This window comes from Neptunicella plasticusilytica (assembly GCF_047922965.1).
Taxonomy (GTDB): domain Bacteria; phylum Pseudomonadota; class Gammaproteobacteria; order Enterobacterales; family Alteromonadaceae; genus Neptunicella; species Neptunicella plasticusilytica.
Map to the genome: position 1 here is coordinate 1,029,294 of NZ_CP150481.1, position 12,916 is coordinate 1,042,209.

Here is a 12,916-nt window from a genome sequence, read left to right on the forward strand (position 1 = left end):
TAACCAGTCAGTTATATAAACACCTATATGCAGCGGGCACGAACAGCCATAGCGAAAGACAAACGGCGTGAAGTATTACTTGAATCAGCCTTGGACGAGTTTTTTGATAAAGGGTTTAAAGCAGCCCGTATGGATGACATAGCAGCCAGGGCGGATTTAACTAAAGGAACGCTATACCTTTATTTTGCATCCAAAGAAGCACTATTTAATGCCTTGGTTGATAATATTGCGATACCCAATGTTGAGGTAATTGAAAAAATAACAGCAGTTCAACAAACATCTTGCCAAGCCATTGAACAATTTTGTCATATGGCGCCATCACTTCTAACTCATTCGAAACTGCCCAAAATGATGAAAATATTGATTTCTGACGCTGGTGTTTTTCCCGAATTGGTTGAACGTTATCGGCAACAAGTCATAGATCGGGTTTTAGATGCGATGACAAAAGTTTTGGAAAAGGGGGCAAAGTCAGGAGAATTGCGAGTGGATAATCCGTCCTTAACTGCCAGACTGGTTGTCGCCCCTGTGGTGCTTTCCGCCATTTGGCAAGTGGTTTTTGCACGAACTACAGATAATCAAGTGGATTTGTGCGAACTATTTTTGACCCATCAGGATATTCTTTTTCGTGCATTGAGAACATGTCAGGAATATAAGCCATGAACAGGATCGGACAAGCCCTGAAAATTTTAGTATTGCTTATGCTTGGCTTGATTAATATCGCTTGCGAGCCTGATAAACGTCCCAATCACTATACGGGATATGTTGAAACCGACTTTGTCTATATTGCTGCGCCCCAGCCTGGATGGATTCAAGTTCTATCCGTCAAAGAAGGGGATGAAATTATTCAAGGACAATCTCTATTCCAGTTGGATAATGAATCACAGCAGGACAATGTGGAGCAATTGAATGCTAGATTGGAACAAGCTCGGGCGCAGGAGCAGGATTTACGTACCGGAGCTAGACAGCAAGAAATTGACGCATTACAAACCCAACAACAAGAAGCAATAGCAGCTTTGATTCTTGCTGAAGAAGAGCAAATCAGGATAGTCGCTCTTTTTAAACAGGGACTAGTGCCGGCTGCACAACGAGATAAAGCTGTTGCTGATTTTAAAATGGCGCAAGCGCGCAAACAAACAATAGATGCAAATATTCAAGTTGCTAAACTGGCAGCTCGACCAGCACAACAATCTGCCGCAAATGCCAATACAGTAGCGGCCCAAGCTGCGTTAGAACAGGCTGATTGGCAACTTCAACAACGCAGTATTGTTAGCCGGATTGAAGGACGGGTGGATGAGCTTATTCATCATAAAGGTGAATATGTGAATGCTGGCGCTCCGGTTTTAGCAATGCTGACCAGCCAGTCCACCAAGATCCGTTTTTTTGTTCCTCAAGCAGACTTAATGAATTTTAAGGTAGGTGACAAAATAAGTATTATCGCAGATGGCCAATCCGCTCCCATTTCTGCTCGAATCAGTTTTATTGCTGACCAAGTCGAGTTTACCCCTCCGGTTATCTATACCGCCGAGTCACGTCAAAAACTGGTTTTTATGCTAGAAGCCAGACCTGAACATGCCGTCAATTTACCTGCCGGTTTACCTGTTGAGGTGCAGTTAAAATGACGGAACTGGCAATTGATGTGAAAGGTCTGGTAAAGCGTTTTGATGACAAAACCGCTGTGGATGGGGTTGATATCCAAATGCCCAAAGGCAAGGTTTGGGGTTTTTTGGGGCCAAATGGGTCGGGGAAAACAACCACAATTCGGATGATCTGTGGTTTGCTTAAGCCTACCGAAGGATATGGAAGTTGCCTAGGTTTTGATATCGTAAAGCAGAGTACCCAAATTAAAGATTTAACCGGTTATATGACGCAGAAGTTTTCATTCTGGACAGATCTAACTATCAGGGAAAATCTGGAGTTTGTTGCCCGTTTGTATCAACTCCCCGATATGCGCCAAAAAGTGGATGAAACATTGGAAAACTTGGGGCTATCGAATAGGCAGAAACAATTGGCCGGAGCCTTGTCTGGAGGGTGGAAACAGCGGCTTGCTTTGGCCGCTGTTACCATGTCCAGCCCCAAATTATTATTGCTGGATGAGCCGACTGCCGGAGTTGATCCTCAGGCCAGGCGTGATTTTTGGGACGAAATTCATCGAATGTCACTAGCCGGTTTAACAGTTCTGGTCTCAACCCATTACATGGATGAAGCAGAACGTTGTGACAGTATTGTTTATCTGGCGAATGGAAAGTTACTTACCCAGGGAAAAGTGGCGGATATTATTAACGAGTCAGGCATTGTGACCTATCGTGTTGACGGGAATGAAGTCAGGACGGTGGCAGATGCAATCAGGGAAGAACCGGGTGTGTCCAATGCTGCTTATTTCGGTGCGGCTTTGCATGTCAGTGGTACAAAGTCAGAACAACTGGAAAAAGCCATTGATAAACACATCAAAAGCGATATGCAGTCAAAGCAAGTAGAGGCTACCCTGGAAGATGCGTTTATCGCCTTGATGGCTAAAGCCGGACAAGATACCAGGCAGCATTAAGTGAAGCATTTAACCGGAATCTATTCGCGGATTAGCGGGATCTTTATCAAAGAAATGATCCAGATGCGCCGCGATAAACTAACTTTTGCCATGATGCTGGTGATCCCGGTGGTCCAGTTAATCTTATTTGGCTTCGCTATTAATACTGATCCAAAACGTTTACCCACCGCCGTTCAGGCTGAGGAGCAGACGCCTATAGTCAGAACCATTCTGGCGGCATTGGAAAATTCCGGTTACTTTGAACTTGTGGCTACTTCAACCGATTCTCGACAAGGAGAACAGTTGCTGATTCAGGGGAAAGTCGCTTTTATTGTGACTATACCTGCAGGATTTACCAAGAAACTGCTAAGAGGGGAGCATCCACAGTTACTTATTGAAGCCGATGCTTCCGATCCTTCAGCATCATCCAATGCGGTCTCTCGAGCCAGTATTATGGTGAACCAGGCCCTTAGATATGATTTAACCGGCAGCTTGGCGCCGTTGCAGGCCGACGCCCTTCCTGTTGATGTGGTTTTGCATCGTTCCTATAACCCTGAAGGGATTACCCAATACAATATTGTGCCCGGATTACTAGGGGTTATCCTGACTATGACATCGGTCATGATCACCGCGATTGCGATGACACGAGAAGCCGAACGTGGGACGATGGAAAACTTGCTGGCATTGCCTGCCAAACCTTTCGAAGTGATGCTGGGTAAAATTATGCCTTATACCGTTGTCGGTATAGTACAAACATTGGTTGTGTTATTGGCGGCTCATTATGTTTTTGCTGTGCCGTTTACCGGTTCCGTAGCATTACTGATAATTGGCGTAGGTATTTTTATTCTGGCCAACCTTGCCTTGGGATTTACCTTTTCGACCATTGCCAAGTCGCAAATGGAAGCGATGCAACTGACGTTCTTTTTCTTTCTGCCCTCGATACTACTTTCCGGATTTATGTTTCCGTTTCGGGGAATGCCGGGTTGGGCGCAGTTTATCGGCGAAGCATTACCGTTGACCCATTTTTTACGTGTGGTACGGGGAGTCATGCTTAAAGGTGCTCAACTGACTGATTTAGTCAACGAACTTTATGCCATTCTGATATTTACCATCATCCTGTCTGTTGTTGCAATATTGAGGTACAGGCGCACTCTGGATTGACTTGAAAACAAAGGCGTTTTTCTTTTAAATCAAATATATACTTTTGATTAAAATAAAATTGTTCACAATCAAATAATCCGAGGAAGAGGATGTGCGACAGGGAAGCTGGCTAAATATTTTTGCGATGTCTAAAACTGTTTATAGCCAGTGGTTTCGGTTTTCTTGGCATGTTGTCGCGCTGCTGATCATTTTTGGATTAGGTCTGAGCCATCTATATTACCCATTAGGTCCTGACCAGGCGACGATTCTGTATGGCGCCAAAGCACTCGATCACGGCGCGACCTTATACATTGAATATTGGGATAATAAGCAGCCAGGATTGTATTATTTCTACTATTTTGCTGGTCAGCTATTTGGTTTTAATGAATTCGGTATACATTTACTCGAGTTAATATGGTTGGTCTTTTTTGCCACAATTCTGGTTATCACGCTACGCAGTTATTTCCAGCATAAATGGTTAGCGCCAATTGTGCCTGTCGCCACCATTGCTGTTTATTATGCTGTAGTCGGAGTAGACGAATTAACCCAGTTGGAAATGATCGCCGGGTTACCCATTTATCTCTCCATGTGGTTTGCCCTGAGGGCCATACGTAATCCACATAAGCTGATGTTGCCCCTTGTTATGAGTGGTGTATTTGCCGGTATTGCGGTGTTATTCAAATTGTTGCTGGGTGCCATAGTGATGCTGATATGGGGAATCGCATTAGTATACCTTCTCAAGCATAAAACCAATCACGCATTACTATTAGCGACCAAAGCAGTTTTGGCGCTGTTAAGCGGCACAGCCATTCCATTAGTGTTTACCTTGGGCTATTTCTGGTCACAAGAAGGTCTTTATCCTTTACTCTGGACGGCCTTTATCTATCCGGGTCAGGCATTGGTTCAATCGCCAGCCGCCAGTTTATCCAGGTTGATTACCGCCGCAGGGTTTTATCTCAGCTACTACGGCCCATGGCTGATATTTGTGGTGATAGCCGTCTATAAATGGGGTAGAAATCGTTTTGATGTACTGACAAGCATGTTAATTGGCTGGCTGTGCATGGCTTTAATCCTATTTATTGTTCAGCGTTTTTCCTGGTGGCATTACCATGCTTTGCTACTGTTTGTTCCGACCGGAATTCTTGCTGTGCTAGGTATAGGTCATGTCATTAATTATCTGCACAGCCAATTGCCGGAAAGTAGAGTAAAAATGGAAATTCTGGCCGGATTAGTTATTCTCCTGCCGCTTTTGGCGGCATTGGCTCCGGCTTTTATCTATAAAAGCCAGCAACTGTTAAGCTACTTGTGGATCAGAAACGGCGGCATTCAACAATATCAGTCGAAAATTAGTCCGCATTATCAGGCTTTGCGGCAAAGTGCCGAGTTTTTGCGTCATAAAGAGGCAAAATCGGGTCCGATATATGTATTTGGTAATGCCATGATATACGCCTTTGCCGAGCGGCAATGTGCTTACACAATGACTGGCTCGGCTTGGGAGTTTTATTTACCGGAACAGATCGGTGACATACTCGATAATCTTGCCGAGAAAAATGTACCTTATATTTTTGTAGGAAAAAATGACTATAAAATATATTCAATGAATATAGCGGTGAAGATTTTTCTGAATAGTCGATATAAAGTGTTAAAAACCGATGTAGGCGGCACTTGGTATAGGCTGACGGATGATATTGATTGATACATTTTCGCCCTGACAAACTAGTGAACAGATAAGAATAGTTGAAGTCGTTGGAAAATCATTTGATCTGATTTAGATAAGTTGTTGACATCTAGACGTCTATACGGCAGATTACAACTCATGAAAACAATGATTCGCACCACCACCATTATGATGACCACGATTACCCAAACAAGGGTGGTTGTCGCTGGCTAGTGCGTAAAAAGAATTGATAAAGCCCGCGACCTTCAGGAAGCGGGTTTTTTTTTAGGCTGAATAAGCATTTATCGAAGCCAAACAACATAAGAGTTTTAGTTATTTCTTAATAGATAAGATTTAAGATACACAACAAGAAAAGGGCAGGAGCAGCAGATGAAAGTTTTAAAATTTGGTGGGTCGTCATTAGCCGACGCGAGGCGTTATTTAAATGTCAAAGATATCGTCCACACCATTCATACCGAATCTGGTGCGGCGGTGGTGTTATCTGCGCCCAAAGGGGTGACCAACGCCCTGTCGTTGTTAGTGGAGCAGGCAGCTGCGGGCAATGATTATCTTGAGCTGCTCGCCAAGTTACGTATGACATTGACGGGGATTGTAACGGATTTAAGCAACGAATTGACTGATTTCGACGCAACAGGTTTGCAAGCTTTTATTAACCAGAAACTGCAGGATCTGGAAAATCAGCTCGCCGGGATCAAATTGTTACATTGCAGCCCCGATGCTGTCACGGCCAAAATTCTGAGTTTGGGGGAATATGTTAGCGTCAATATCTTCAGCCAGCTGTTACTGGCCACAGGACAACCCAACCAGATAATCGAGCCGGCTGATTATGTGGTAGCAGAGGGAGATTATCTGGATAGCTTGGCCGATATGAGCACCAGCATTGCCCGTTTTGCCGATTTTGACTATGCCGATAATGAAGTGTTGATCATGCCCGGATTTGTCGCAGTTAATCATCAAGGCGAGAAGGTCACGTTAGGTCGAAATGGTTCGGACTATTCTGCCGCAATACTGGCGGCTTGCCTCAAAGCGGAATGCTGCGAAATATGGACCGATGTTGACGGGGTCTACAATGCCGACCCCAATCAGGTAGAAGGCGCGGTTTTACTGGATAAATTGACTTATCAGGAGGCCATGGAATTATCCTATTTTGGTGCCAAGGTATTACATCCCAAGACCATCGGTCCCATCGCCCAACATCACATTCCCTGCTTGATTAAAAATACACTTAACCCTTCCACTCCGGGTACCCTCATTAGCAACCAGCCCAGTGAAATCTGGACCAGTGTCAAAGGCATTTCTCATCTGGAAAATTTGACCATGTTTAATGTCGCAGGTCCGGGTATGAAGGGGATGGTTGGCATGGCCAGCCGCGTTTTTGAAGTGATATCTAACGCTAATATTTCTATCGTTCTAATTACTCAGTCGTCGTCCGAATATAGCATCAGCTTTTGTATTTACAGTAAAGATGCCCAGCGAGCACACGATTTGCTCAATGACGAGTTTGAACTGGAACTGGCCAATCAGCTACTGGAACCTATCGAATTGCGCGAAGATTTAGCCATTATTTCACTGGTGGGCGACGGGATGCGCAAGCATCAAGGTCTGGCCGCGCGATTTTTTACTTCTTTAACTCAAACTCGGGTCAATATTGTGGCTATTGCACAGGGGTCATCGGAACGTTCAATCTCAGCCGTTATTGAGAGCCGTAAAGCCAAAGAAGCGGTTAAAGTCGTGCATCATAATTTCTTTTCAGATGTGCATACAATTGATGCTTTTTTAGTCGGCTGTGGCACCGTGGGCGGGGAGTTGCTGCAGCAAATTGCCCGTCAACAGGAACTGTTATTAAAGCGTAATATCCGCTTACGGGTTTATGGTATTGCTAACAGTCAGCATCTGCTACTACGCAAACAGGGTATTGATCTGGGTACTGACTGGAAATCAGATCTGCTTGCCAGTGAACAACGTTTTTCCATTCAAACGCTACAACAATTTGCCCAAACCAACAGCCTCGTCAATCCGGTGGTGATTGATTGTACTACCAGTCATGTGATTGCCGATCAATACGTGGAAATCATGCTAGCCGGATTCCATGTGGTCACCCCGAATAAAAAAGCTAATACCAGTAGCATGGATTTTTATAACAAGTTGCGTGAAACGGCATTACATACCCGTCGTCAGTTTTTGTATGAAACCACTGTCGGGGCCGGATTACCGGTTATCGAGAATTTACAAAAGCTTATTTATGCGGGTGACAAACTGGTGCGTTTTGAGGGAATTTTGTCCGGATCGTTGTCGTTTATTTTCGGTAAACTGGAAGAAGGATTGAGTCTATCTGAAGCAACGGCAGTGGCGCGTAAAAACGGCTTCACCGAACCGGATCCTCGTGATGATTTAAGCGGTATGGATGTGGCTCGTAAGCTGTTGATTATGGCTCGTGAAGCAGGGATGAAAATGGAGTTGAAAGATATCGAGATTGAGTCGGTACTGCCGGATTTTTTTGATGCCACTGGCAGCATCGACGACTTTATGCACAAATTGCCGCAACTGGATAAAACCTTTCAGGACAAGGTCAATAGTGCGGCCAAAGAAGGCAAAGTATTACGCTATACCGGCCAGATAGATCAAGGCAAATGTAAAGTATTTATCGATAAAGTCGACGCGACTCATCCGTTACATGCGGTTAAAGATGGTGAGAATGCTTTGGCTATTCATAGTCAATATTATCGCCCGTTACCTTTTGTTATTCGTGGTTATGGTGCTGGTGCTGCAGTGACAGCCGCTGGTGTGTTTGCTGACGTAATGCGCACGTTACCCTGGAAGCAGGAGATATAATGTCACAACGAATGCCTGTAAAAGCCTATGCCCCCGCTTCCATCGGGAATGTGAGTTTAGGCTTTGATATTCTGGGAGCGGCGCTAAAACCGCTGGATGGTAGTTTGTTAGGTGACGAAGTAACAGTTTGTGCTGCCGACGAGTTTTCGCTGCAAGTCACAGGACGTTTTGCCGACAAATTGCCCGGCAGCCTGGCTGATAATATCGTTGCCAAGGCTTATCACTATTTCCAACAACAGTTAGCCGCTAAGGAAATCGTTGCCGGCCCGGTTAAAATGTTACTGAACAAAAATTTACCTATAGGTAGTGGCCTGGGCTCCAGCGCCAGTTCAATTGTGGCCGCCTTTGACGGTTTAAATCAGTTTTATGGTAGCCCCTTTAACCGCAATCAGATGCTGGTGATGATGGGAGAACTGGAAGGTCAAATCAGTGGTAGTATTCATTATGATAATGTCGCACCATGTTACCTCGGCGGTATGACATTAATGGTAGAGCAGGGTGAACAGATTACCACCCAATTGCCTGTTTTTGATGACTGGTATTGGGTGAGCTGCTATTCCGGATTAAGTGTTTCTACCGCGGCAGCAAGACAAATTCTTCCCAAACAAATCAGTTTGTCTGATAGCATTAAATTTGGTCGTCAACTGGGTGTCTTTGTTGATGCCTTGCATCGTGGTGATAGGGCTATGGCAGCAGCGATGATGACCGATGTGATAGCTGAACCCCATCGAAAATCACTGTTACCCGGATTTGATCAGTGCCGTGAATTTGCTATGCAAAACGGTGCTCTGGCATTCGGGATTTCCGGCTCCGGCCCAACGGTATTTGCAGTGACTGATGATTTGGCCCATGCTGAACAAATTCAGCAATTTTTGGCGTCCCATTATGTGCAAAGTGCAGATGGTTTCAGCCATATATGTAAACTAGATCCGGACGGATCAATATGTAGTGAAGGTAAAGAACTTGGAACTGTTTAATTTAAAAGATACCGGCCAACGTGTTAGCTTCTCCGAAGCTTTGCAAAAAGGTTTGGGAAGTAATCAGGGATTATTTTTTCCGGCACAAATCCCCAAATTTGATGATATTGATGCGTTACTCGAACTGGATTTGGTTACTCGCAGCAGTACAATCCTTGGCCGCATTATCGGCAGTGAAATCAGCCAACAGGATATGGCGGATATTGTTAGTACTGCGTTCAGTTTTGAGGCTCCGCTGGTTGCAGTGGATGACAATATTTTCTGTCTGGAACTGTTCCATGGCCCGACATTGGCTTTTAAAGATTTTGGCGGCCGTTTTATGGCCCAGTGCCTGGCTAAAATAGCGGGTGACCGACCTATCACCATTTTAACCGCTACCTCAGGTGATACGGGGGCGGCAGTCGCGCACGCTTTTCATGGTTTAGCCAATATTCAGGTTGTTATCCTGTATCCCAAAGGCAAAATCAGTCTGCTGCAGGAAAAAATGTTTGCGACGTTAGGCGGTAATATTCGTACCGTGGCGATCAAAGGCGATTTTGACCATTGCCAACAACTGGTAAAATCCGCTTTTGACGACGCTAAAGTGCGTGAAGATATTCATCTTAATTCGGCCAACTCAATCAATATCAGCCGTTTATTGGCCCAGGTTTGTTATTACTTCGAGGCTTTTGCGCAACTCCCTGAAGATAAACGCGACAATGTGGTTATCTCGATCCCCAGCGGTAATTTCGGTAATTTAACCGCCGCCATGCTGGCTAAAACCATGGGATTACCTATCAAGCACTTTGTTGCTGCGACCAACAGCAACGACACTGTTCCGCGTTTTCTAAAAACCGGAGAGTGGGCTCCGGCACCGACTGTGGCAACGATGTCCAACGCCATGGATGTTAGTCAGCCGAATAACTGGCCACGTATTGAAGCGCTGTTTGAGTTTGACTATCTGGATAAAGATGTATTGAGCGGCCAAGCCGTTGATGAAGACTATACTCAACTGGCGATGAAGCAATTAGCTCAAGTCGGATATGTAAGCGAACCTCATGCTGCCGTGGCCTATCGTGCGCTGACCAAACAATTGTCTGAAGGGCAAACCGGTATTTTTCTGGGTACTGCCCATCCGGCCAAATTCAAGGAAAGTGTTGAAAATGTATTAGGCCAGCCAATCAGTTTACCGCCGGAATTGGCCGAATGTGCCGGCAAGGAAATATTATCTGTTGAATTGGATAATGATTTCGATCAGCTTAAGGATTATCTGTATCGCGAGCTGAATATTCAGCCATGAGTAATTGGGCACACTTGCTGGGTGACGAGAAACAGCAGGATTATTTCAAAGCGATCATGCATTTTGTCCAGCAGCGCCGGGAGGCCGGTGTCGAGGTGTATCCACCGGCGGATGAAGTGTTTAACGCTTTTAAATTAACCCCGCTGGACAAGGTTAAAGTCGTGATTCTGGGGCAAGACCCCTATCATGGCCCTAATCAGGCACATGGACTGTGTTTTTCGGTGAAACCCGGCATCCCGACACCACCTTCATTACAAAATATGTACAAGGAGCTGGCGACCGATATTGATGGTTTCCAGATCCCGACACACGGCTATTTGCAATCCTGGGCCGAGCAGGGCGTGTTGTTGCTCAATACGGTACTGACTGTTGAACGTGGGCAGGCTCACTCTCACAGCAAGACTGGCTGGGAACAATTTACTGACAAAGTGATTGAACAACTCAGTCGCCATACTGAAGGTCTGGTTTTTATGCTCTGGGGCAGTCACGCGCAGAAAAAGGGGCGAGTGATAGACTCACAACGTCACCATATTCTGGCAGGTCCTCACCCATCTCCGCTGTCTGCTTATCGCGGATTTTTTGGATGCAAACACTTTTCCCGGGCCAATCAGTTACTGGCCGAGCAAGGTAAAAAACCGATTAACTGGTGCTTACCAAAATAACCAGGGCTACCATGACAAAAAAAGCCTCACTTTCAGCGAGGCTTTTATTTAGATTTACATGGTAACTTCAATAATATCCAGTTCGTTTAGCGAATCGATTTCTTCTAGTTCTTTTCTTAATCGATACTCATCTTGAATAGCTTCAATTTCTCTCCATTTGCGCTTTTTCTTTTTAGTTTTCGCAGAGCGAGTTTCCAGGTCTAACATCGACATCAAACTTGACTTATCCACACTGATCTCCTTCAGATGAAACTGCTATATGGGTATACCATAGGTAGAGATAAAGTAAAATAGTTTTATTTACATTAGATTAACGAAATATGAATTTTTTATGAGAACGGATAAGTGTTTGATATCAATAAAGCTTTATACTTCCTCACGCTACTTGTAATTTCTGTGCTGCTGACTAGGATGTTTAGTTAGTAATCAATTAGTTGGACAAATAGGGAACAGGCAATGAGGCAGATACTGGAAGATATCTTACTTGATGTATCCCGCTCATCGCTGATTGACGCCGGTGATTTAAACGCTGCCGCCGAACTCATTGTGTCTTCAACTATGGCAGGTTTAAATATACAAAGAGCCGGTATCTGGCTATTTGATCAAGAAAATGACGGAATTCGCTGTCGCTTGCTGATTGATAACCATCATCAATTAAAGCAAGACGGACTGGTTCTGAAACGCGCTGACTTTCCCGATTATTTTGCCGCACTGGATACCGATCGCAAAATTGTTGCAGATAACGCCCAAACTGATCCACATACTATCGAATTTGCCGAATCCTATCTTAAACCGTTAAATATTACCTCTATGCTGGACTGTCCCATCAGGCATCGGGGCGAAATGATAGGTATTTTATGTGCCGAAAATATCGGAACAGCCAAGACCTGGGATGAGGATGAACAACATTTTTGCGCTAGCGTGGCGGATTTATTTGGCCGCGCTATCAGTGCGCATGAACGTAATCAGTATGAAAGAAAGCTGCGCAAGAGTAATCAGGAGCTGGAAAAGAAAGTGAGTCAGCGTACCGAGAGCCTGTCCAACTCACTGAATGATCTAAAAGCCATGCAACAGAATCTGATTGAAAGTGAAAAAATGGCTGCGTTAGGGCGATTGGTGGCGGGAATATCCCACGAAGTCAATACACCCATAGGCGTGGCGGTGACAGGCAATAGCCATTGCCAATACGTTTTGGAAAAGTTACGGAGTGAATTTGAGCACAATACCTTGACCAGAACCCGGATGCTGAATTTGCTCAATGAATTGTCGGAAACAATGGAATTGATCCACAGCAATATTCATCGCGCGGCCTCTCTAATACACAACTTTAAACAGACTGCAGTCGATCAGAATGTGGTGGAAATCGTCGATTTTGAATTGCGATCTTATATTGAAGTCGTGTTAAGTAGCCTTAATCCCATCCTGAAACCCCGTGCTGTAAACATTGATTATCAGGCCGGAGAGAACATCTCTATGCGATCCTATCCGGGAGCAATAGCGCAGATTATGACTAATCTGGTTAACAATGCTTGCACTCATGCCTTCGACGGCGACGAAAATAATAAAATTACTTTATCGCTGGTATCAGATAACACTCAGGTAAAACTGCAATTTGCTGACAATGGTTGTGGTATGGACAAGCAAACCCTGTTGCATATTTTCGAGCCATTTTTTACTACCAATCGAAGTGGTGGTGGCAGTGGGCTGGGGATGGCGATTATTTTTAATCTGGTGAAAAGTCGATTGAAAGGGGATATTAATGTGAAATCAACGCCGCGCAAGGGCACAGTAATTACACTGGCCCTGCCGCTCGTGGTCACATAATTC

11 protein-coding genes are annotated in these 12,916 nt (G+C 44.8%); 10 read left to right on the top strand and 1 reads right to left on the bottom strand.

The genetic code is table 11. The features are described from left to right. Positions 1 to 27 precede the first annotated feature (27 nt). The 9 genes from V1467_RS04430 to ung all read left to right on the top strand — a co-directional run bounded on the left by V1467_RS04430 (position 28) and on the right by ung (position 11,089). Complete coding sequence (locus V1467_RS04430) at positions 28 to 660, top strand: TetR/AcrR family transcriptional regulator (protein WP_416307591.1); 633 nt, start codon at positions 28 to 30, stop codon at positions 658 to 660. Beyond that, positions 657 to 1,619, top strand: coding sequence for an HlyD family secretion protein (locus tag V1467_RS04435; RefSeq protein WP_416307592.1), 963 nt, complete (start codon positions 657 to 659; stop codon positions 1,617 to 1,619). Before V1467_RS04430 ends, V1467_RS04435 begins: the two co-directional genes overlap by 4 nt. Next, positions 1,616 to 2,542: an ABC transporter ATP-binding protein gene (locus V1467_RS04440; RefSeq protein ID WP_416307593.1), complete on the top strand. Its 927-nt coding sequence runs from the start codon at positions 1,616 to 1,618 to the stop codon at positions 2,540 to 2,542. The genes V1467_RS04435 and V1467_RS04440 overlap by 4 nt, the downstream gene beginning before the upstream one ends. After that, positions 2,543 to 3,682, top strand: coding sequence for an ABC transporter permease (locus tag V1467_RS04445; RefSeq protein ID WP_416307594.1), 1,140 nt, complete (start codon positions 2,543 to 2,545; stop codon positions 3,680 to 3,682). A gap of 91 nt (positions 3,683 to 3,773) precedes the next feature. Next, positions 3,774 to 5,357, top strand: a complete 1,584-nt coding sequence (locus V1467_RS04450; RefSeq protein ID WP_416307595.1) for a hypothetical protein — start codon at positions 3,774 to 3,776, stop codon at positions 5,355 to 5,357. Positions 5,358 to 5,708: 351 nt separating this feature from the next. Next, a complete protein-coding gene (gene thrA / locus V1467_RS04455) occupies positions 5,709 to 8,171 on the top strand; it encodes a bifunctional aspartate kinase/homoserine dehydrogenase I (protein ID WP_416307596.1) in 2,463 nt (820 codons plus the stop codon). Then, positions 8,171 to 9,148 (top strand): homoserine kinase, encoded by a 978-nt coding sequence (gene thrB, locus V1467_RS04460; RefSeq protein ID WP_416307597.1) that lies wholly within the window; start codon positions 8,171 to 8,173, stop codon positions 9,146 to 9,148. The genes thrA and thrB overlap by 1 nt, the downstream gene beginning before the upstream one ends. After that, positions 9,135 to 10,427, top strand: coding sequence for a threonine synthase (gene thrC / locus V1467_RS04465; RefSeq protein WP_416307598.1), 1,293 nt, complete (start codon positions 9,135 to 9,137; stop codon positions 10,425 to 10,427). Before thrB ends, thrC begins: the two co-directional genes overlap by 14 nt. Next, positions 10,424 to 11,089: a uracil-DNA glycosylase gene (gene ung / locus V1467_RS04470; protein WP_416307599.1), complete on the top strand. Its 666-nt coding sequence runs from the start codon at positions 10,424 to 10,426 to the stop codon at positions 11,087 to 11,089. The genes thrC and ung overlap by 4 nt, the downstream gene beginning before the upstream one ends. Before the next feature lie 54 nt (positions 11,090 to 11,143). On the opposite strand, the gene V1467_RS04475 is transcribed toward ung, so the two are convergent. Beyond that, positions 11,144 to 11,320 carry a DUF3545 family protein gene (locus V1467_RS04475; protein WP_416307600.1) on the bottom strand — a complete coding sequence of 59 codons (177 nt, stop codon included), beginning with the start codon at positions 11,318 to 11,320 and terminating at the stop codon, positions 11,144 to 11,146. Between the two features lie 225 nt (positions 11,321 to 11,545). On the opposite strand from V1467_RS04475, the gene V1467_RS04480 reads away from it, so the two are divergent. After that, positions 11,546 to 12,913, top strand: coding sequence for an ATP-binding protein (locus V1467_RS04480; protein ID WP_416307601.1), 1,368 nt, complete (start codon positions 11,546 to 11,548; stop codon positions 12,911 to 12,913). The last annotated feature ends 3 nt before the right edge of the window (positions 12,914 to 12,916 follow it).